Origin of the sequence: Gilliamella sp. Pas-s27 (genome assembly GCF_009795865.1) — a bacterium.
Classification (GTDB): Bacteria; Pseudomonadota; Gammaproteobacteria; order Enterobacterales; family Orbaceae; genus Gilliamella.
This window is the reverse complement of record NZ_WTEW01000021.1, coordinates 22,093-44,535: the sequence shown is the minus strand read 5'-3', so window position 1 is coordinate 44,535 and position 22,443 is coordinate 22,093. Positions and strand designations below refer to the sequence as shown.

General features: G+C 35.5%; 21 protein-coding genes and 1 CRISPR repeat array. Of the genes, 5 read left to right on the top strand and 16 right to left on the bottom strand.

Annotation, left to right across the window (positions count from 1 at the left end; genetic code table 11):
• Positions 1 to 296: 296 nt before the first annotated feature.
• From flgJ to flgB, 9 genes are all read right to left on the bottom strand, one after another.
• Positions 297 to 1,319, bottom strand: coding sequence for a flagellar assembly peptidoglycan hydrolase FlgJ (gene flgJ, locus GQ589_RS09040; protein WP_160411716.1), 1,023 nt, complete (start codon positions 1,317 to 1,319; stop codon positions 297 to 299).
• A gap of 65 nt (positions 1,320 to 1,384) precedes the next feature.
• Positions 1,385 to 2,494 carry a flagellar basal body P-ring protein FlgI gene (locus GQ589_RS09035; RefSeq protein ID WP_160425742.1) on the bottom strand — a complete coding sequence of 370 codons (1,110 nt, stop codon included), beginning with the start codon at positions 2,492 to 2,494 and terminating at the stop codon, positions 1,385 to 1,387.
• Positions 2,495 to 2,505: 11 nt separating this feature from the next.
• Positions 2,506 to 3,195 carry a flagellar basal body L-ring protein FlgH gene (locus GQ589_RS09030; RefSeq protein WP_160400712.1) on the bottom strand — a complete coding sequence of 230 codons (690 nt, stop codon included), beginning with the start codon at positions 3,193 to 3,195 and terminating at the stop codon, positions 2,506 to 2,508.
• Positions 3,196 to 3,205: 10 nt separating this feature from the next.
• The gene (gene flgG / locus GQ589_RS09025; protein WP_160400711.1) at positions 3,206 to 3,988 is read right to left on the bottom strand and encodes a flagellar basal-body rod protein FlgG; all 783 of its coding nucleotides are present in this window, start codon (positions 3,986 to 3,988) and stop codon (positions 3,206 to 3,208) included.
• Between the two features lie 29 nt (positions 3,989 to 4,017).
• Complete coding sequence (locus tag GQ589_RS09020) at positions 4,018 to 4,776, bottom strand: flagellar basal body rod protein FlgF (protein WP_160400710.1); 759 nt, start codon at positions 4,774 to 4,776, stop codon at positions 4,018 to 4,020.
• 14 nt (positions 4,777 to 4,790) lie between these two features.
• Positions 4,791 to 6,002, bottom strand: coding sequence for a flagellar hook protein FlgE (gene flgE, locus GQ589_RS09015; protein ID WP_160425740.1), 1,212 nt, complete (start codon positions 6,000 to 6,002; stop codon positions 4,791 to 4,793).
• 15 nt (positions 6,003 to 6,017) lie between these two features.
• Positions 6,018 to 6,755: a flagellar hook assembly protein FlgD gene (locus GQ589_RS09010; protein ID WP_160411719.1), complete on the bottom strand. Its 738-nt coding sequence runs from the start codon at positions 6,753 to 6,755 to the stop codon at positions 6,018 to 6,020.
• 13 nt (positions 6,756 to 6,768) lie between these two features.
• Positions 6,769 to 7,179, bottom strand: a complete 411-nt coding sequence (gene flgC, locus GQ589_RS09005) for a flagellar basal body rod protein FlgC (protein WP_160425738.1) — start codon at positions 7,177 to 7,179, stop codon at positions 6,769 to 6,771.
• Positions 7,180 to 7,181: 2 nt separating this feature from the next.
• Positions 7,182 to 7,592, bottom strand: a complete 411-nt coding sequence (gene flgB, locus GQ589_RS09000) for a flagellar basal body rod protein FlgB (RefSeq protein WP_160400706.1) — start codon at positions 7,590 to 7,592, stop codon at positions 7,182 to 7,184.
• 128 nt (positions 7,593 to 7,720) lie between these two features.
• Between flgB and flgA the strand changes: the two genes are divergently transcribed.
• The 5 genes from flgA (at position 7,721) to flhA (ending at position 12,615) form a co-directional block, all read left to right on the top strand.
• Positions 7,721 to 8,404 (top strand): flagellar basal body P-ring formation chaperone FlgA, encoded by a 684-nt coding sequence (gene flgA / locus GQ589_RS08995; RefSeq protein ID WP_160400705.1) that lies wholly within the window; start codon positions 7,721 to 7,723, stop codon positions 8,402 to 8,404.
• A gap of 73 nt (positions 8,405 to 8,477) precedes the next feature.
• Positions 8,478 to 8,771 (top strand): flagellar biosynthesis anti-sigma factor FlgM, encoded by a 294-nt coding sequence (gene flgM, locus GQ589_RS08990; protein ID WP_160425735.1) that lies wholly within the window; start codon positions 8,478 to 8,480, stop codon positions 8,769 to 8,771.
• A 33-nt stretch (positions 8,772 to 8,804) separates the two neighbouring features.
• The gene (locus GQ589_RS08985; RefSeq protein WP_160425733.1) at positions 8,805 to 9,239 is read left to right on the top strand and encodes a flagella synthesis protein FlgN; all 435 of its coding nucleotides are present in this window, start codon (positions 8,805 to 8,807) and stop codon (positions 9,237 to 9,239) included.
• Between the two features lie 143 nt (positions 9,240 to 9,382).
• Positions 9,383 to 10,510, top strand: a complete 1,128-nt coding sequence (gene flhB, locus GQ589_RS08980) for a flagellar biosynthesis protein FlhB (protein WP_160425731.1) — start codon at positions 9,383 to 9,385, stop codon at positions 10,508 to 10,510.
• 17 nt (positions 10,511 to 10,527) lie between these two features.
• Entirely contained in the window at positions 10,528 to 12,615 is a 2,088-nt protein-coding gene (flhA, locus tag GQ589_RS08975) for a flagellar biosynthesis protein FlhA (protein ID WP_160425729.1), read from the top strand.
• A gap of 34 nt (positions 12,616 to 12,649) precedes the next feature.
• Positions 12,650 to 12,977: a CRISPR direct-repeat array (repeat unit 28 nt; unit sequence TTTCTAAACTGCCTACACGGCATTGAAG).
• A 137-nt stretch (positions 12,978 to 13,114) separates the two neighbouring features.
• Here the strand turns inward: flhA and cas6f are convergent.
• The 7 genes from cas6f to cas1f all read right to left on the bottom strand — a co-directional run bounded on the left by cas6f (position 13,115) and on the right by cas1f (position 22,324).
• A complete protein-coding gene (gene cas6f / locus GQ589_RS08970; RefSeq protein ID WP_160425727.1) occupies positions 13,115 to 13,684 on the bottom strand; it encodes a type I-F CRISPR-associated endoribonuclease Cas6/Csy4 in 570 nt (189 codons plus the stop codon).
• A 5-nt stretch (positions 13,685 to 13,689) separates the two neighbouring features.
• Positions 13,690 to 14,697 (bottom strand): type I-F CRISPR-associated protein Csy3, encoded by a 1,008-nt coding sequence (gene csy3, locus GQ589_RS08965; RefSeq protein ID WP_160425725.1) that lies wholly within the window; start codon positions 14,695 to 14,697, stop codon positions 13,690 to 13,692.
• A 35-nt stretch (positions 14,698 to 14,732) separates the two neighbouring features.
• On the bottom strand, positions 14,733 to 15,656 hold the full coding sequence (gene csy2 / locus GQ589_RS08960) for a type I-F CRISPR-associated protein Csy2 (protein ID WP_160425723.1): 924 nt from the start codon (positions 15,654 to 15,656) through the stop codon (positions 14,733 to 14,735).
• Positions 15,656 to 17,032, bottom strand: a complete 1,377-nt coding sequence (csy1, locus tag GQ589_RS08955) for a type I-F CRISPR-associated protein Csy1 (RefSeq protein WP_160425721.1) — start codon at positions 17,030 to 17,032, stop codon at positions 15,656 to 15,658. The genes csy2 and csy1 overlap by 1 nt, the downstream gene beginning before the upstream one ends.
• 75 nt (positions 17,033 to 17,107) lie before the next feature.
• A complete protein-coding gene (locus GQ589_RS08950; protein ID WP_160425719.1) occupies positions 17,108 to 17,422 on the bottom strand; it encodes a hypothetical protein in 315 nt (104 codons plus the stop codon).
• A 628-nt stretch (positions 17,423 to 18,050) separates the two neighbouring features.
• A complete protein-coding gene (cas3f, locus tag GQ589_RS08945; RefSeq protein WP_160425717.1) occupies positions 18,051 to 21,374 on the bottom strand; it encodes a type I-F CRISPR-associated helicase Cas3f in 3,324 nt (1,107 codons plus the stop codon).
• Positions 21,371 to 22,324 (bottom strand): type I-F CRISPR-associated endonuclease Cas1f, encoded by a 954-nt coding sequence (gene cas1f / locus GQ589_RS08940; RefSeq protein WP_160425715.1) that lies wholly within the window; start codon positions 22,322 to 22,324, stop codon positions 21,371 to 21,373. The genes cas3f and cas1f overlap by 4 nt, the downstream gene beginning before the upstream one ends.
• Positions 22,325 to 22,443: the final 119 nt, after the last annotated feature.

Sequence of the window (22,443 nt, the reverse complement as noted above, 5' to 3'; positions counted from 1 at the left end):
TAGGCATCAGAAGCAAACGAGTAAGATATGTTTTCCTGAAAAAACAGTAAAATAAAAACTTTAATAAAATCAATAACTTTCCTGATCGATTTTTATCGCTATTATGATATTTGTTTTTTAGCGTTTTGGTGTAACAAAGATTTTTTTTATAAGTGATATGGTTTTTATAAGTGACATGGCGGCGGTGCTGTTTAAAACCATTTTGTGAAATTTAGTGATTTTCTAGTATGGTTTAGTCACTCGCCGTTTAAATAAAAACATATTGTGTATTGTATTTAAATCAAGTATTCCTATTCTCAATTAAACGCAATTTGCCTAAACCCCGATACCTTTGTGGGTGAACTATTTTGGGCTATTTGTTCAATACGTCCAATGATTTTAATCAATTTGTCGCTGTAATTTGGATCAGTGGCATAATGTGCCGCTTGTAGTGCTTTAGCTGCTGTTCTGGCGTCTGGCGCATTAACTACTGCACGATAACGGGGACTATTTGTTAATAAATTAATATAATCGGTAAGCGCATGTTGTTTGCTATTATAGACCTTAAATTGGTCTTGGATTTTTACCATATTATTATTAATGTATTCTTGGGTAGTTAATCTCGTTGAGCGTCCCTGCCATGATGATGTTGCTTTAATGCCAAAATAATTGTAGCTTGATTGATTATTCTCTGTTTTTATTTGCTTTTGTCCCCAGCCTGTTTCTAAAGCCGCTTGCGCAATAATAACCTCATAAGGAATACCTGAACGTTTTGCAGCCTGCTTGGCAGGTTCAAGCCATTCGGTTACAAATTTAACAATATGTTCGTCTTTCCCATCTTTTATGGGTGTTTTTAACGATAATTCGTTGGTTGAGTTTGTTGTCTGATTTGCCTTGTGTTGGCGATAAAGCATTTGCCCTAATGCCTGAGGTGATATATTAGATGATACATCACTAAATAAAGACTGCGCTAACCGAAGATTTTGCGGGGCATTATTGGTATTTGATTGTAAATTTACCTTTGTTGATGGCGATGCATGATGACTTAATTGTTTAGTAATAATGTCAGCCAGTCCAAAGCCTTTACCTGCCGCTTGCTGTGCAATTTGCTGATCAAACATTGAAGTAAACAGTTGTGTAGCGGAATGATTAAATAAACCACTTTCTGGTACGGCTTTGCGCATTGACTGCATCATCATATTGATAAATAGCGTTTCAAACTGCTCAGCAACTTGCCTAATGCTTCCTGCCGAACCATTTGCAACACTGCGTTTTAATTGATTAAGCCCAGAAAAATCATAAGCAAAATGATTTAAAGATTGACTTATTTTATTATTCATACTGTATTTTCTTTTTTTATCATACCTAATTTAAATTACTCATAAGCCATGTAATGACAAATAAGTTAAATTGTTTCTAAAGCTGCATGTAAGCAACCTGCTGTTTTTAGTGCTTCTAGTATCGACATTAATTCGGTCGGATTAGCGCCGAGCACATTGAGTGAATTAATTACGTGATTTAAGTCTGCACCTGATGCTAGGTTGTGTAGTGCCCCCCCTTCTTGTTCTACACTGATTTGATTTTCAGGTGTGACAACTGTCGCGCCGCCAGCAAGTGGAGTATTGGGTTGGCTAACATTGAGTTTACGATTAATAACCACCGACAAATTACCGTGCGCCACAGCACAATTATCTAATCTAACTTTTTGGTTCATCACAACAACACCAGTTCGAGTATTGATTACCACTTTTGCCGATATAGGCGTTGCGGCTATCTCAAGGTTTTGTATTTGTGATAATAGCTTTACTTTTGCAGTATTTTCTTCTGGCATTTGCAAAGCGATTGTTGTGCCATCTAATGCGACAGCGATATTTTTTTGTAGTCTGTTAATTGCGTCCGAAATTTTTAACGCTCGGGTAAAATCAAATTCGTTAAGGTGTAAATGGATAATATTTTGTTCATTTAAGTTGATTTCTAACTCGCGTTCAATTGTTGCGCCATTAGGAATCGAAGCCCCTGCCATTTGGTTAATACTAACACTACTTCCTTTATTGCTTGCGCCCATTCCACCAACAAAAAGGTTACCTTGAGCAATAGCATAAACTTGATTATCAGCGCCTTTTAATGGCGTCATGATTAATGTGCCACCTCGTAAACTTTTGGCATTACCGAGTGAAGATACGACAACATCAATTTTTTGTCCAACTCGTGAATAAGAGGGTAATTTGGCTGTCACCATTACCGCTGCAACATTTTTCAGTTGCATATTGCTTCCTGACGGCACGGTAATACCTAGTTGAGATAACATATTAGTGATGCTTTGAATGGTAAAGGGGGTTTGTGATGTTTGATCGCCTGTTCCATCAAGCCCAACAACAATACCATAGCCAACTAAAGCGTTTTCTCTTACACCTTGAATAGTGACTAGATCACGTATACGTTCAGCATGTCCATTCGGTATGACCAATATCATCATAAAGATAATACTAAAAAAGGAACGCAGTTTTTTTATCATAATCAGACTCGTTAAAATGGGGAAAGATTTAAAAATAGACGCTGTAACCAGCCCATTGTTTGTGCTTCGTCAATATAGCCATTGCCAACATATTCAATGCGAGCATCGGCAACTTGTGTTGATATAACGGTGTTATTACCACTTATGGTTCTTGGGTTAACCACCCCCGAAAAACGGATAAATTCGGTGCCTTGATTAATCGCAATCTGTTTTTCACCAATTACTTTTAAATTACCATTAATCATGACATCTTGAACGGTAACTGTGATAGTACCGCTAAATGTATTTTTGGCATTAGCGCCACCAGAACCTTTAAAGTCATTGCTTCCAGAAAGATCTGTTTCGGCTTTGCCTCGACCAACTAATCCATCTAAAAAAGTGGGGATTTTTTTTACCCCTAAATTTACCGAGCCATTACGCCCCGCATTAATAGATGAACTTTTACTGGCGCTCACGTTTTCTTGCAAAACAATTGTTAACACATCCCCTACATGACGAGGGCGACGATCTTCAAACATAGGCTGATAACCAAAGCTACTAGGTTGAGTAGCTTGGTAAATCGAACCACTGGTGTTCACAATTTCGGGCATTTGCGGCACTATGCTAGTTTCGCCTTCAACTAATGCTTTTTTAGGCAACTGTGCACAGCTAAATAAAAAGAAAGCAATTAGAATATAAAGATATCTTATTTTGTTTATCATAGACTCATGCTTATAACTGATTTAAACGCTGTAACATTTGATCAGATGCCGAAATGGCTTTACTATTAATTTCGTAAGCGCGTTGGACTTGAATCATATTAACCAGTTCTTCAGCAACGTTGACATTAGAGGTTTCTGTATAGCCCTGATATAGCAACCCTGCACCATTTAATCCTGGGGTATTTTCGGTCGATGTTCCCGAACTTTCGGTTTCTAAATACAGATTTTCGCCAATACTTTCAAGTCCTGCATCATTCATGAATGTGTGTAACGTTAATTGACCAACTTGGACCTGTGTTGATTGATTAGCTAACGTCACATTTACTACGCCGTCACGGGCAACAGTCATTTTTGTTGCATTAGATGGAATCGTAATGGTGGGCTGAATTTCATAGCCTGCAGCCGTAACTAATTGACCATTTTGGTTAACTTGAAACGAACCATTACGAGTATAAGCTTGTGTTCCATCCGGTAATAAAACCTGAAAAAAGCCCTGACCATTAATCGCAATATCACTGCTATTATCAGTTGCTTCTAAATTTCCTTGGCTATGTAAACGCTCTGTTGCAACAGGGCGAACACCAGTACCAATTTGTAAACCTGATGGTAACGTTGTTTGCTCTGAAGATTGAGCCCCTGGTTGGCGAACAGTTTGATATAATAAATCTTCAAATACGGCTCTTTGTCTTTTAAAACCACTGGTACTAACATTGGCCAAATTATTAGAGATAATATCCATATTCATTTGTTGTGCCGTTAAGCCGGTTTTAGCAATCCATAATGATTTGATCATTTTTCTTCCTACTTAATATATTGATAAATCTAAGTTAGCGATAAAATTTGATTCGCTTTTTGTGCATTTTCATCAGCCGTCATGATTTCTTTCATCTGCATTTCAAAATGTCGAGAATGGCTAATCAAATCAACCATTGTTGAAACAGGATTGACATTACTGCCTTCTAATACCCCTGACATGAGTTTTGCTTTTGGGTTATCTTGCAATACCGCGCCACGTTGGTTGCGAGCTTCGTCAGTAAGTTGAAAAAAACCATCATCACCACGAACAACTTCATGACGTTCAAGATGCACTTTTTTGATTTTACCTGCTTGGGCAATGGTGGTTGGTTTATTACCTGCACCCAATGCAGAAAGCGTTCCATCACTGCTTATACTCACTTGCGATTGTTGTGGCACGGTTAAAACACCATTATCACCAACTAAAGGGTATCCTTGAATATTCAGTGTGCCATTTTGGTCAATTTGAATAGCACCATTACGCGTATAAGCTTCACTACCATCAGGAAGTTGTATGGCTAACCAGTGGTCTTGGGCTAAAGCAACATCTAAATTTCTGCCTGTGTAATTAAATTCACCCATTGCTGAATCAAACATTGGCGTTGTGGCTGTAACCATAGTTCGTGTCGGCATCGTTTGACTCCCAACAATAGGCACAGCTTTCATTGCTGTTAACTGAGCCCGAAACCCTGTTGTAGAGACATTGGCTAGGTTATGGCTAGTGATTGCCTGTTGATGAAGCGTTTGGCTTGCTGCCGACATTGCTGTATAAATTACACGATCCATAAATAACCTTTCAATTAGCGTAAATTAACTAACGTGTTTAGAATCTGATCCTGTGTTTTAATAGTCTGTGAATTAGATTGATAATTACGCTGAGCAACGATCATATTCACTAATTCTTGGCTCATATCAACATTAGATGATTCAATCGCACCACTAGTTAGTGAACCAAATGTACCAGAACTTGCTGCGCCTAAAACTTCGGTACCAGAGTTAATTGTTGATCGCCAGTTATTGTTACCTGCTGATTCTAAGCCGTTAACATTAGCAAAATCAGCCATAGTAATTTGACCTAATAACATTGTTTGCTGATTTGAATAAACACCATAAATCGAACCATCATCATTAATACTATAGCCAACTAAATCACCTGGTGCGTAACCATCAACTATTGGTGTTTTAATGCTGCCGACTTCTTTGCCCATATTTTGCTGAGAACTATTCGCTAACGATAGCGTAAAGGTATTATCCGCTGAACCATTTAAACCATTAATATTAATAGTCATTTCAGGATCACTAATTAATTTACCAGAAGAATCAAACTCCATTTGCCCAATTCGTTGTAAGGTTGCATTAGGATCGCTACTATCAAGATAGTGAACATCCCATTGATTATCGGCTGTTTTTACATAAAAAAGCTGAACATTACGTTGATTACCCAAAGAATCATAAGTAGTAATAGTTGTAGAATAATTGAACGTATCAGCATCAAGTGCGTTAACAGGTTGTTTTGTTGGCACCTTGCTATTTGAATTTAAATTAGTTTGCAAAGAAGCTTTTGTGGTAGCCGATGCATTTAACATTTCTTGCGAAATTTTTAATGGTCCTGGCGCTGCACCTTGCTGTACTTGAGGCGGCGTTCCTGTTGCAAGATACCCAGTCAGTTGTAAGCCATCAGTAGACACAATATTTCGTTCTGCATCCAATTGAAATTGCCCATTACGGGTATAGTAAATTTGACCATTGCTATCAACTAAGCGAAAAAAACCATTTCCTGAAATCGCAACATCTAAGCTGTTATTGGTCGTTGTTGCTGTGCCATCATTAAAATTTTGCATGACACTAGCGACTTTTACGCCCATTCCCACTTTTGACCCAGCATAAATATCAGCAAATGAGATGCTTGCACTTTTAAAGCCGACGGTTGCCGAATTGGCGATGTTATTGCCAATAACATCTAATTGTTTTGATGCAGCATTCATGCCGCTTACTGCTTGAGAAAACCCCATAGAACTTCATCTCCTTTAAAGAATTTGACGAACTTCGTCAATACTAATAGAACCAAGAATACCTAAATCGAGTAATACTTTATTGTTAACTTTACTGTTAATCACGCCATACACGACTGAATAAGATAACGATGTAGAGGATACTTTTTGCCCATCATTAGTGGCATTGACTGAAAAGGTATAACTCCCATCAGGTGCAATTGTTCCATCATTTAACATGCCATCCCAAGTAAAAGAGCTGACCCCAGCAGGAATCGCACCTAAATCGACTTCACGAACCACATTCCCCTTTTCATCTTGGATGGTAATAACCACTGAATCTGCATCACGCATCAATTCAAAACCAAAAGGCGTTGTGATAGTTTCTTTATCTGGTTTGGTAGTATCAAACGTATTGATACCATTAGGATCCGGGGTTGCTACTAAAATTTTATTGCCAGGTACCATAACGCCTTTACCAATCATATTGCTAGCATTAACCGATAAGCTATCGTCAATTTGCCCCGAAACCATGCCTAATGTGGTGTTAAGTCTTTCGATTCCTGCTAACGTATTAATCTGAGCAAGTTGTGAGGTTAACTGACTATTATCCATTGGGTTTGTTGGATCTTGGTTTTTCATTTGTGCAATCAATAACGTTAAGAAATTATCTTGTAACTCTTTACTAGAATTACCGTCAGACGTGTTTTTTTGCTTTGTTTGAGGACTTTTTACTCCTGAAGATTCTGAAACCAGTACATTCGATACTCCCATCAGTAACTCCTTATTATTGTCCTAATGTCAGTGTTTTTAGCATTAACGTTTTTGCTGTATTAATGACTTCAATATTTGCTTGATAACTGCGTGATGCAGAAATGCTATTAACCATTTCTGCAACTGCATCTACGTTTGGTTTTTGAATATAGCCTTTTGAGTCAGCTAAAGGGTGATTAGGTTCATAAACTAAATTCATTGGTGTTGGATCATCAATAACCTGCGACACTTTAACCCCTGCAATACTATTATTAGGGAAACCTTGATTATCTACTTGAAAAACGACTTGCTTGGCACGGTAAGCCTTACCGGATGTACTTGTTACACTATCAGCATTGGCTAAATTACTAGCGCTAACATTCATTCGTTGGGTTTGCGCCATTAATGCTGACCCAGATATTGCAAAAATAGAAAAGCTCATCATTATTATCCTTTTTGTAATACTGACATAATATTTTTAAACTGTTCACCTAAAAACGTTAAATTGCTTTGGTAGTGAATACTATTATCAATAAAAGCAGTGCGCTCTTGATCCATTTCGACAGTATTACCATCGGCTGATGCCTGATAAGGAATTCGATAAAGCACATTTTGATTAGGCTTAATTGATACCGCTCCTCGGATATGATTATTTGAGGTTGTATTTAGGTTGAAATGATTAATATGGCTCTGGTTGTTAAGTGCCTTAGTTAACTCAGCATTAAAATCAATATCTCTAGCCTGATAGTTAGGCGTATCGCTGTTTGCGATATTTGTAGCTAATATGTTTTGTCGTTTTTCTCGTATATTTAATGCTTGCTGATGAAAATTAACAAAAGTATCTAATTTATCCAACATAAAATTGTCTCACTTTTTTTGATGGTGAGAATTTTAAGCGAATCAAAAAAAAGTCATTGAAGAAATAACGGTAAAAATTGCCCTTATTTCAAGATTCATTTAATACAATGATAAAGTAAAATCAGTTTATGAATAATTTAAAACAAGTAAATATGATTAAAATTGCAAAATTAACATTCGCTATTTTTATACTATTTAGTTCGAGTACGGTTTTAGCTAATTCACTTGATAAACAGATTAATAATTTACTATTTCAACAGATTAACCATAAAACTGATGAGATTGTAATTACTTATCTTTCATCTAAACCTAAATTGGATTGCGATACACCAATACTTTCACTATTAGATAAAAAAAAATTATGGGGCAACATAACTATTAGTGCTCAATGTGATAATAAGAAAACATTTATCCAAATGCATGTTGCTGTTGTAGGTAACTATATTGTTGCTAAACAGTCAATAAATGCGGGAGCAGTAATCAGCAAAGATCATATTCGTATACAATCAGGTCGGCTAGATAAATTACCTTCTTCGGTTATTTTAAATGAAGTTGATGTACTTAATCGTATCGCTTTGCGTCATATCAATCAGGACGAGCCAATAAAAACAACAATGCTTCAAAATAGTTGGCTAGTAAAAGCAGGACAAATAATTAAAGTGATAATTTATGGAGAAGGTTACGAAGTGTCAACAAGCGGTAAAACGCTTAGTAATGCCGTATTAAATGAGAAAATTAGAGTCAAACTAAATTCTAATAAGATTGTCGAAGGAACACTTACTCAACAAGGAGTAATCATTTTCAACAAATAATATTAATGATTTTTTTATTATTGCCGATAATAAAACTAAACACTTAAATCTTCAATTTGATTAAAGGTATTTTATGAGTATAGATGCAACAAAATCCGTTACAACCATATCAGGGCTACTTAAAAATGATGTCGTCAATGAGCAACAAAAAAATGAAACAGCATCTGTACAAGCAAAAAATTGTGTCAATGTGAGTACCAACGTAAGCATAACTCAACATTCAATAGATCTTCTACATTCAACCGATAAGGATATCGATGTAGAAAAAATTGAACAAATAAAACAAGCTATTACTAATGGTTCATGGGTTATTGATACACATAAAATTGCAGATAAGTTAATTGAACAATTATTAAAAAATATTTAAAAATAAATAAATCACAATGATAGGAATATAAAAATGCAAGAACTCAATAACACTCTTAACAAAATAACAGAAATGTTACAAATGCTTTCAGAAATCCTGCAAACAGAGCAACAAATATTAATTGAAAATAGCTTAACAACTCAGTTAAATGAAATTATTAATCAAAAAAGTCAGCTATTAATTCAATTAAAATTACTGGATGAGAACCGCATATTGTTAAGCAAACAATTTAACATTCACCCCCCTTATGAAGAAAACTCAACAATCGCAGCTCATTGGTTATCAATCACTGATACAACAGCATTATTATCAAAGATAAATCGTGATAACGGATTAATTATTCAAAACCGCATGAAAGTAACTCAGCAATCAATCAATTATCTTAAAGGTATAAATAATCCAGTTGTGTATACCCAAAACGGCTACCAACAATCCGATGTCATTTCGTCAAAACGCGCTAAAGCTTAGTAGGAAATAGATATTTTTGATGGTAAAGGCGATAAATAGCACCAAAAATACCCTCTTATTCAGCCAATAACTTGTGAGTAATTAGTTCATACTGTTAGCATTGTAACTGTTAAACAAACTATAAAGTTTTATTTAATGTCATCATGGCTGACGATAGTGATCTAGATAAAAGTGAACAACCTACCGATAGCAAAATAAAAAAGGCTAGAGAAAAGGGACAGATCCCTAGATCTCGAGAATTAACCTCTTTGTTAATATTGCTAATAGGTATTTCTTTATTTTGGGTAATGGGATCACATTTAGTTAACCAATTAATCACAATTATAAAAATTGCAATCAAGGTTTCGTATAAAACCGATGATAGGTTAATTGTCTTTAATTTAGTTAACTTATTAATCCATGGTTTTTGGGCAGTTGTACCAATTTTTTTAGGTTTAGTTATTATTGCTATATTTGCACCACTTTGTGTTGGTGGTCTGTTATTTAGCTTGCAATCAATCAAACCTAATTTTAAAAAACTCAATCCAATATCAGGATTTGGCAGATTATTTAGTACTAAAATTTTTTCTGAATTGTTAAAGAGTGTGCTTAAAGTAATACTAATTACTATGGCTTCAACGCTGTTTTTAATGCATCATTTTTATGACATGTTATCGTTACCTAATATGTATTTAAATAATGCATTAGCGAAATCAACACAGTTAATTATTCTTTGTGGGATTCTTAGTGTTATCGCTTTAATACCGATGGTGGGTTTTGATATCTTTTATCAAATTTGGAGTAATTTAAAAAAATTAAAGATGTCAAAACAAGAAATCAAGGATGAATTTAAAGAGCAAGAAGGTAATCCACAAATCAAAGGGCGAATTCGTCAAATGCAACAAGCAATGGCAAGACGCCGAATGATGAAAGATGTGCCGAAAGCAAATGTCATTGTCACAAACCCAACCCATTATGCGGTTGCTCTGCAATATGATGAAAAAACAATGATGGCCCCAAAGTTATTGGCAAAAGGTACAGATAAAATTGCGCTACGCATTAAAGAAATTGCTAGTGAACATAATATTCCCCAATTAGAAGCACCTCCACTTGCACGAGCTTTATATCGTCACGGTGAAATAGGTGAAACGATTCCAACCGAACTATATGCTGCTGTTGCACAAATATTAGCTTGGGTATATCAATTAAAGCAGTGGCATAAATATGGTGGTGATAAACCAGCAAAACCAAATAATTTACCTATACCAGAGTCATTATCTGTAAATAAATAAAGGCACTTATACACCTTATGATTAAATCTAAACTTCTTAATTTATTATCGACCAATACATTAAAAAATGGTCATTATCAAATTTTAGCAGGTCCGCTGCTAATTTTATTGATTCTTTCAATGATGGTATTACCTCTGCCTGCATTTATTTTAGATCTGTTTTTTACGTTTAATATCGCTTTATCCATTATTATTTTAATAGTAGCGCTTTTTACTAAACGGGTGCTTGATTTTGCTGCTTTTCCAACAGTCTTACTTTTTGCTACTTTATTACGGTTATCGTTAAATGTCGCTTCAACCCGAGTAGTGTTATTGAAAGGACATACAGGTAGTGCTGCTGCGGGGCGAGTTATTGAGGCTTTTGGACACTTTTTGGTTGGTGGTAATTTTGCTATTGGTATTGTGGTATTTATTATTCTGGTCATTATTAACTTTATGGTTATCACCAAAGGGGCAGGTAGAATAGCCGAGGTTGGTGCACGTTTTGCATTAGATGGTATGCCAGGAAAACAAATGGCAATCGATGCCGACCTTAATGCTGGTCTAATTGGTGAGGATGAGGCCAAGTTGCGCCGAGCTGAAGTGACCCAAGAAGCAGATTTTTATGGTTCAATGGATGGTGCCAGTAAATTTGTACGAGGTGATGCTATTGCAGGCTTACTTATTATGGCAATTACCATTATAGGTGGTTTATTAGTAGGTGTTATGCAACATGGTATGGCCCTTTCTGATGCAAGTAAGACCTATGTATTGCTGACTATTGGTGATGGATTAGTTGCACAAATACCATCATTAATTATTTCAACGGCAGCTGGGGTTATTGTTACTCGTGTTACATCACAAGATAACATCAGCAATCAAATGCTCAACCAACTTTTTAATAATCCTCAGGTATTAATTTTAACTGCAGTAGTAATTGGCTTACTTGGATTAATACCAGGAATGCCAAATATCGTTTTTTTACTCTTTACCACTTTTTTATCACTTATCGCTTGGTGGTTAACAAAACAGAAAAAAACAGAACCCAAGGCAACAAATAAAATCAAAGAAACACAAGCAACTGCGCCTGCTAATATTGAAGCAACATGGTCTGATGTAAATATTGAAGATATTTTAGCAATGGAAGTAGGATATGGCTTAATTCCCATGGTTGATCAAAATCAAAATGGGGAATTATTAGGAAGAATTCGTAGTTTACGAAAGAAATTCGCGCAAACACTGGGCTTTTTACCCCCACAGGTACATATAAGAGATAACCTTTCATTAGCGCCTTATCAATACAAGATATTTATAAAAGGTGGCGAAATCGGCAGTGGGGAAATTGTTAATAATAAATGGTTAGCTATAAATCCCGGTAATGTGACAGAAACCATTGAAGGTATTGCAACAACCGAACCTGCTTTTGGACTGCCTGCGGTTTGGATAGATGAAAGCAATAAGGAAAATGCGCAAATATTAGGGTATACCGTTGTTGACACTAGTACTATGATTGCTACTCACTTTAATCACTTATTACAACAGTTTGCTAGTGATTTATTGGGTCGATTGGAAACGCAAGAACTACTCGACAAAATAAAACAAGATATCCCCAAATTAGTGGAAGATTTTATTCCGGGTATTGTAACATTAACTACTTTTCATAAAATACTGCAAAACTTGATCGCAGAAAAGGTTTCAATTCGAGATATGCGAACTATCATTGAAACAATCTGCGAGCATGCACCAACCCAAAGTGACACTTATCAATTACTTAGTATGGTAAGAATCGCGTTAGGTAGAGTAATTACTCAGCAATGGTTCCCCGGTACAGCACCAATCAATGTAATAGGGTTAAATATTAATTTAGAACGTTTATTATTACAAGCTCTCCAAAATACTAGCAATTTTGAACCAGGGCTTGCTGAACATATTATTGAGCAACTGCAAAAAGCGCTTAATCAACAAGAGGCAATTGGTGCACCACCAGTATTATTAGTAAACCATACATTAAGACCAATGCTTTCACAATTTTTAAGACCTAATTTTCCTCAATTAGCGGTATTGTCAAATTTAGAAATTACTGATAATCGAGAAATAAAAGTGAGTACGCAAATTGGGGTAGAATAGTTATGATAATGGTTAAAATTCAATCCGAAAGTTTTCAAATAATTTTCTACACGGCATTGAAGAGTCCAAAACCGCACACTCCCATCATGTGATCTTTCTAAACTGCCTACACGGCATTGAAGTGGAGCAGATCCTGGGCGCGGAATATTTAGTTTTTCTAAACTGCCTACACGGCATTGAAGAACAGTTTTGGCTTGATTCGTATTGCTTTGATTTTCTAAACTGCCTACACGGCATTGAAGAAATTATGAAATATTTTACGTATGACCACAATTTTCTAAACTGCCTACACGGCATTGAAGGGAGATTTATTCTCTGTTGAAGAATTCGTTGCTTTCTAAACTGCCTACACGGCATTGAAGTAGAATTTTATTTCAATAATGCCTTATTGTAAAAGAGCATACTGCACTTTTCCCAATTTTTACCCTTTTTTTGAGTCTATTTTAATATTAATAATAATCAATATGTTAAAATCATCCTCAAAAAAAGGGTTAATGATTTAAAAATCAGGAACTGTTGCGTTTTGGCTTAGTCCATAGCTATTAAATGTGCCTTGCACAGGCTCTGGGCATTTTTCTTGTTTTAACCACAAAATGAATCTTTGACCTGTACTTTTACTATTCAAATGAAGATGTGGGTATTGCAAATGAACACTTCCCCACTTTTCAATCATTTTATTTTTTACTTCAGGTGTCCATTTTCCTTGTGCGGTTAATCGTTTTTCGGCACGTCTTAACGCACTCTGACCTTTAGGATTAACACGACTAAAACGTAAATGGCCTTTTATCGTCGTCGGTACTGTTGTGATAGCCATCAATAAAGCATAATCACTAATCGATGATTTTTGCTGTATATCTGCTTTAAGTTTTTGTAATTCCTGCTCGGTACCAAATAGGCGAATCACTCCGCCTAATGTTCGGTGCAAATGGTAACAAGGAAAGCTAATTGCGATATTTCCTTGGTGATTAACTAAAATTTGGTGTAGTGACTGCATGACTTGATTCATCACATCCACCTCGGTTATCTCAATTTGCGAAATAGCTCGCAGCTCTAAATAGTGTGAGTGCATATTATTTACTCCTTGCCACTAGCACCAAAGACACCACCACGAATTAATACCGCAATCACATAATGTTGTTGTTCAAGCAATGGTTTTTCACCTTTTAAAACCCAATTATCAAACAGGGTATAAAAATCTGATTTCTGTTTTGGTTGGCGAAAAGCATGCCCCATTGATGTCACCGAGCCATACGGTTCTATTGCTATTGGGAATTGAGCATTATCATACCAAGTATCGATAGTTCGAATGGCATTGCTGATTTTTTGTGAATGCATGGCGGCTTGTTTGTTCTTCTCATACAATACTTTACTTTTAGTTTTGCCAGTATCTAGAATTAATTCTTGTGACGGGTAGACTTCTTGACCTAAGCCCATTTTCAGTTTGGCTTCAACGTTAAAAATAACAAACTCTTTACCACATAATCCTGCTTCAATCAGTGTAGCAAGATCATTCACCGATTTATCATCATAATCAAATGAGTTCAGTTGATATTGTTTAACATCACTGACTTCAATCATTGATTTTTTATCATCTTTTCGAGTAATCGAAAGGCTAATTTGCTCTGCTGCCATACGGTTACGCCATAACCAACGGCCATTTAAGATATTAATAGCATAACGTTTAGCTAGTGCTGTCATTCCTTGCGTTTGAATATAACCCTGCGTTGTTTTTTCTAGTTCTTTTTGATATTCGATATCATTACACACTGATGGTTTACCTAAAAATGGCAACACTTTACAGCTCCATGTAACGATCAAAGTATCTTTATCGGCATCTAACGAAGCGACATCTACTGTTTGTAAATTTGGTTTTTGTATTTCAGCATCTAATTTGGTTGGATCGTTTGCCACTGTATTTTTAAGACGATTTGAAATAGTGCCTCGGAGTGATTTTTCAGTGACTACAACAGGATATAATTTACCGTTATCGGTATTATCTTGCTGTGCAAAAATCGCATCTGAAATATCAAAACTACGTTCAAAAGCAAGTACACTTGCGGTTGTCATTTTATCTTTACTCATAATGTATTCCTTAGTCTATAATTCTCTAAATTTATTTAATTGCTTTCTTGATTGATAATATAAATTTCTGCATCATTAGATTGCAATTCACTGCATTTATAACGCCAAAAAGCCTGTGATAAATTCTCTTTCAAACGTAAAGGAAAGACCCATTTACCAAGCCCATAAATACACTCCACAAATTGCGTAGCATGCTCATTACTGCGCGCATGTTCAACCTTACCCGCTGAAAATAACGGTGAAATAGCTTGATAACCCAAATGCAAAGGAACAAGCCAACCACGACCTTGTTTAACCGATGTGGTTTGCCAGTGATCTTTTTCTTGTGGATGATGATGCAACATCGCTGTTTCAATCAAGGCATCAAGCGCTGTAGCATTAGGATCTTGTTGCTGTAATTCAGCAGTAATATCTTGTAAATCTTGTGGTGCTTCAACTAAAACAAATGCGGGTAATAGTGCATTAATTAAGTTTTTATTTGATCCTGACGCAGAGTATAGCGCGACTGATTCAATATCAACAACGTGCCCACCAGCAACACGTTGCTGGTAAAGTTTTTGTTTCATCTGTTGGATGAATGCTTGCTGTTCATCTGCATCATCTAATGTTTCACGATCTTCAATTTTTACCTCAACAAGCAATGAAACATCAAGATGAACTCGCCCTTCTTCAATAATTGAACGAGTACTCCCATTTTTAGCTAGTGGATTGCGTGTTAATCGAAAAGTATAATCCGCATAGTTGTTTGGCCGATAAACTTGTACATCACATTCATGACAGGCGATTAATACGCCATCTAAGTAAATAGGATTTTCTGATTCAATTTTACGACTTAAAGCATGAATCGCACCTAAAAACCCCGAGATAGCAGGGAATCCATACGTTAATGGGCTAGAAATCGCATTGGCATTATGGATTTTGATATGATCAAACAATAAATAATAACGTAATGATGCCATTAAAATATCCCCTCCCTTTTACGTTGACTTGCTTTTACCGCAGTTCTAAATTCACGACGCCATTCGCTAAATTCAGGATCCGCAAATTGCTGTTTAAAATTTTTAAATTTTTCTTTTAAAGCATTTTGAACCCAAGTTGCAAAACTTTTTTCTAAACTTTGTTGCCAATCGCCTTGTTCATACTGCTTTTTAAAATCCCCTTCATTCTCTAATTGGGCTCGCTGTGGATCAAGCCAAAGTTTTTCATCAAAATTGAGTGAATAATCACGACTCCAACCAGCTGGTTGAGTCGTTTGAATATAACGAGCAAACTTAAGTAATAATGATAAAATCACCGCAAACGCATCTTTACGATCATCTCGTTCTTCTACAATATTTTTTGGCGATTCAACCATATCAAACAGTAGTTTAAAACCAAATCGACAAAAATATTGCAGTGCATTATTGAAAATTGTTTCTTGTTGTTTAGAAATCGATGGAAATTGAGATTTTTGAAATATAGGAGGCATAGAGGGTAATAAAAAATTCCGCCCTCCCTGACTACTAGTTAATTGACTGACACCTTGAGGATTACTTCCTCCCAGTTTAACTACGGCTAAGTCATGGAAAGAAAAATAAGGTTGATGCTCAATATCTTTTTTTCGACGCAGTTCCCGTGCATTTTTATTTTCTTCCGAAAATCGTATTTGTACCTTCTCGTATAAGTAATTACATAATGAGCTAGGATGTAATGGAATTAGTAATCGATAATTATTATCTTGCTTTGACAAATACGGTTCTTCATCATTCGGCCAATATAATTGCTTATTCAATTCCGAAGCTTTTGGGTTATCGAAATCATTAAAGATTGCTTTTTTAAAATTAGTTAAATAGAGTGATGCTTTTTGCTTATCATCGGAAAGTGCAGGTAAAACAGCTGGATGATTTTCTATAATTAACTGCAAAATTTTATTTTCACCAACATATTGATTAAAAAGAGAAAATATATCTAATGAAGCGGCGTTACCAGAGCTATCAAGTTCTAACAAGGATGGTGTTGCAGAAGATATAACTGTTTGATGGCACAGTTTAGATTGGGTCGCAATGTTAACGTTATCTCCAGAGCTAGATGAATGAATACCTTTGCTTAAATGAGTTCCTATTGTTATCCACGAAATTCTTCTAGTTGCCGCATCTTCCATCCACGTTTCAAAATCAAACCTTTTAGCAAGTTCAGCTAACTTTTGCTGAGCTTCATTCACTGCGACCTGATCGCCTAGCTCTTTTGCTTTTTCTAGCTTAGACGTTTCAGTTTTATAATTACTATTATTGGCAAGCCGTTGTTGCAGAAAATCTAAAATTACTTTTCTTATATCTTGCCAAGAAATATTATTCATTGGCTCTCCTTATATTTTTGCAAATTCAAAATAAAAAAGGCCTATATCATCATCTATAAACCTTTTAATTTAATGCTATGCTGCTTTATATTTTAAATATAACTTCAATATATTTAATGCGTTGTTGTTATAAACCCATTTTTCATGAGAATTTAAATAGCGATACTTAGATTGTTCTAGTTCCAATTTTTTAATCAGATATTCGACTTCTTTAATCGTCGAAATATTCAAAATTTTCATTAGTTCTAGAATTGAATAATCATTAAATTGATGATAAAATTCGACATTTACCTCATCATTTGCTGCTAAAGTATTAATATCGAGTTTTTTTAACTTAATATTTTCAATTAAGATTTGACATTGAATTTTTAACATTTTATTCTTAGACATAATTTTGTCCTCCTAATTTGTCAGGGTTGATAAAATTCTAAACCTCAGATGCGGCAACATCTGGGGTTTTTTTGTATTTAATACTACAATTTTGTAGTACGTTATTATGCAACTTAACATTACATTTATGTAATTTACTACAAAAAAAAATTAAAGTCAACATTATCTAACCCAATAACATATAATAGGCATTATTTTATTTTGATTTTTATTAACTAACTGATTAATAATAAAATTTTATATTTAAATGATGAAATCGTAAATTTTTTATAGTTAAAACTGTAATTTTTCAGTATGTTGTTATTAAAATTACTAAATTGTAATCTTCACATATAAAATATAATAAAGATAATTTAAATTATTAAATAAAATTTAATAGGATTATTATAGGTAAAATCGCACACACACAATAACTTAATGCTTAATAAAGAAAACCGCCTATTCGGCGGTGAATGTAGAATGTATAATCAATATTTGAAAAAATTTAATATTTCTAAACTGCTTACACAGCAGTGTCATCAAGTATAAAAGAATTACCTCACTTTTACTAGCAACCATTATTCACCTAACGATATTTTGTCAAAAATTTTCAGGTAACTATGTGTTTCAGTATAAAAACAATATTCTTTTATCCTTTCTTTTTATAAAATCCTAAATAAGGATGAAAATACCAACTGCAATTGCGATATAAGCTTACGCTACAAAATTCATTCGCTAATCGATATGGCGTTTTATCTGGGAAATATTCGGTTATTTTTGCTATGGCTTGCTCAACACTATTAACCAACCAAGGTTGAATTTTAGGATTAACAAATGACCAGTTTTTATATTCAATTATACTATTTTGTGTATCTTTACAGCATTCATCAGGTGTTTGCCATGCGATATCTGCATAGCTAAATTGATAATCGCCATCGTCGTCAAGTTGGCAAATATATTCATCTTGTGTCTTATCATTCCCTCTAAATGGCGAAATCGCCTGTAAATGGACACAATGGTGATGAGCTAAGCCTTGTTGCCAATAGCTGGTCACGTAATTACTTTTACGGGCATTAATTGCAAAGAGATTTGCCATGACCTTATGTTCTAATTCGGCGAGAGTCAGCCCATCTTCTGGGCAGGACTTAATACGTGGAATAGCGTCAATATTTACTAACTGATGCTCAGGAATTAGTTCATTTGTTTTATGGGTTTTCAGTAAAAATAATGGTTTTTCTTCAAACCCTGGTTTAGTAAAACAGGCTTGATCAGTACGATAATTAGATTCAATTGCTTTTAAATTCGAGCCTAATATAGCCACATTAGCCTTTTGTGCAATTTTTTGTGGTCGGTGACGCCATACTCGCCCTACTAACTGGATAATAGATCGCATGGATGATGGTTCAACAATTGCCCAATCATAATCGTGATCGCGCCCGACTTCGGTGACGGGTGTGCCAATCACAATAAAGATATGATTTTCTTTCTTGCTACCTTTTATCGCTTGACGAATTTCGGGTTGGCTAAATAGTGCCTGTTCATCACTGCGATTTAAAATTCTATCAAGTTTTTCTTCTAATTGGCTACGCAATAATAGCAGTTGTCGAGCATGATAAACCACGATATGAAAAGCCGTATCATTAGGTAACTTCGTTTGTGCATAAATTTGTTCTGTAAGTGAAATAACATCTTCTGTATGGGCAAAACGCATTAAACCGATACTTACCTTTTTTTGTGATGTTTTATCTATTTGATGATGATCTTGGTGAAATTGATAAGCTTGATCTAATAATTGTTTAGCTAGCACACCATAATTGATTTTTTGGTTTTCGGCTTTATTTGTTTGGTAATTTAGTAGATCTAAGATATGCCCTTGGCGACGAACTGCGCTTTGTGCTAATTGATGAATGCGCATTGCTACAAATTGTTGATGGTGATCGCGAAACGTTTTAGTATCAGCAATTTGTGATATCGACTGTTCATATTCATCAAACCAACCACATACAATGGTATTATTGGCATATTGGTTATTTTGATTCCAAATTTTTCGCCCTGCTTGGTAAGCATCAAATAATCCGGCAATTAAATCTGGCGTTAAGGTCGCCGATGACAGTAGTACTTTGCTCCCAAACAATCCAGCTAAATGGACTAAACGAGCCAGCGCTGGCAAGTCGTGTTGATCAAAATCATCCGGTTCATCTAAAATCAAATCTGAGGTTAATAATCTTAACGTTGGTGCAATATATTTACCGCCTCGGGTACATTCGCTAGCTTGAATAATATGGTCAATTGTACATGTCACAATAGGCGCATAAAGTAATTGCCGTGCTTTACTGTCTTCGATAATAGTACCTAATTCACAATCAGCAATACCACTTTCTGCTACATCAATATATTCATCAAGTAACGATTCGATAGATTCACTACCTTGGTTTTCTGATTTTTTTTGAGAATCGTTTTGTTCAATGTCTTCATTACTCAGTTCAAACAAGGTTTTTGTGGCACGCCCACCCACTAAAATCGCCAGATGTTCATCACTTAAATGTAATCTTTCTCTTAATGCTTTACCTGTTTGCAACGTTAAAACACGTAATCCCAATGCAATGGTAAAACGCACGCCCCGTTTTGGATTTGAAAGCGCATACATAATCCGCCCATTGGCTAAGGTTTTACCACAGCCAGTCGATGCCATATTAACACCAAAAAAGCCACATTCATCAGATATTTGTTGATAACTTTTTGCTAAATCAAAAGCATGATTTTGCCATTGGAATCGTTTTATAGTTGTTCGTTTAGTAAAGGGTTTATGTTGATTAATTGCGGGTAATTCCTTGGTTATTTTAGGTAATAAACGAGCAAAGCGGGCTGAAAAATTAGCTACACCGATTAAATGATCATCTAAACGTTGCTTCGCTTTTTTCAGGTAATTGGTATTAGCAATTAAGATTGCCTGATTTTTTTCGGCTTCTTCATTTGCTAAAGTTAAACTTGAGTAGTTGTGATCAGCCACCATTAAGCTTAAACGCGAAATATGCAATAAAAACCCGTCAATATTAGACAATTGCATTAAAGGAACATGATTTAGGGCTTTGGTTGCATAACGGCTTAGTTTTTTCAGCCAAAGCTGGCTTAAGGTAATATCGCTTTTAAGCTGCCAAAAATCGTTGGGTGAAGTGTGTTGACTATGACTATTTTTAACCCATTTATCAATTGCCTTAAATGTTTTATAAAAACTTCGGACAGTTAAACCAGATATATCAAAATCTACCTTTTGTGCATTTTTAATATCACTGGTTAATGAATCCGATAAAAACGGCATTCGATGATGCGACACAATGAGCCACGCAATCCATTGTGCCAATAATGGTAACTGCGTGAGATCATTTTTGTCGACTTTGGTAAGCTGCTGGTACCAATTAGGATGCTGTTGTTGATATTGAGCAAAATGCGCTAATCGATCAAATAAGGCTTCGTTCGTGGTGCAGTCTTGAATCATTAATAAAAATAATTGTAACGAAATCCATTCATGTCGGTAAGGATCAGCCGCCACAACCGTTTCTGCTCGTAATTTAGATTGAAAACCAATCGTTGCTTTACCTAAATCATGAAGTAGTGCCGCTATGGTTGTAATTAATTGAATAGTGGCTGCATATTGCCAACAATTTTCGCTGTCACTACGTAAAATATTACGTTTAGTACGATTAGTTGGGACTCGTCCCTCTTGATTAAACTGACTACGATCGCCCACAATCCACAAAAGATCAGTTAAATTTTTACCATGTGTCCAATAACATGCAACAGCAGTATTTTTTCGTGCGGTTTTGCGTAATAATTTATAGAGCGTTTGTAGCCCTGCTTCGGTCATTGGGCTTTGCCATGTTCGTTCACCGCAGCGCTCAGCGAACTGATCGATAATCCGCCTTGTTTCTGTTAAGGCGTTTTTTTTGCATTGACTAACAAGTAAAATATTCATATTTGATCTGCTATCTGTTTTAAAGTATCAATAATCCTATCAAGTGCACCTAATTGAGCAAATTGCGCAATACATGCCATACGAAATTCTTTTTCACTATCGCCTTGTTTTGCTGATAAAAAGGCCTGAGGTAATACAATGCCATCTTTAATAATATCTGCCGCATCAAAAACTAATCCTCCTCGGCGAGTTTTTCCGTGTAAAATAGCAAGCCCATGAGGGAGACCTAACACCCAACAAGCCGTTGCGCCAAGTCCATAGGCTAAATAGTTACCATGATCTAAAAATTGATTAGCAGGATCATAACTCTTGCCTCGAGTGCCTTGCTCTCGTTTAAATTTGTCATCTTGTAAAGTTAATTGATTCGCCATACCATAAAGACGTTTGCTAATTCGCCCTTCTGCGGCTAAAAGTGCTTGGCTATTATCAACATCGGTAAATTGTTGTGTTGCATCAGTAAGAATATGCGTTAACTGCGTTTTATCAACATCCCAATCAAATTGCGGCCAACACTCACTAATAATATTAAGCCTTGTTTGTTGCAATAATTTAGCTGCTTGTAATCGACGTTCATCATCAAACCAAAATTGACACCAGCTTTGTAGATATTCTGTCGGGCGATATTCACTTTGTGGCGAAAAAAATTGACAAGCGAATTCAGATTCGGTTGATGAAAATAGAGGCGTTCCGCCTCCTCCACAAAAGCCAATCATGACACCTGCCCGTGAAAGCTCTCGCACAGCCGCTTGCGTTAATGATGTTCCCGTGCCCAATAAAATACAGGTAGTATTAGCTATTGGGATATTCCAATATAACGATTGTTGACCTTGCTCAGTAACATACTCAACTCGCCCACCATTAACCAAAACACGGCAATGCTCTAAATAATAAATATTGGCACGCTTGGAATGTATGATCGTTTTTAGATCAGAAGAATGAATCATATCCATGATAATAACTAATTAAATTGATTGAAATATAGCAAATAAATTAACATTATTCTGTATCAAAAACGAGCATTTTATTGTTTATTAAGAACAATTGCCTGATTTCTAAGTTATTATATTGT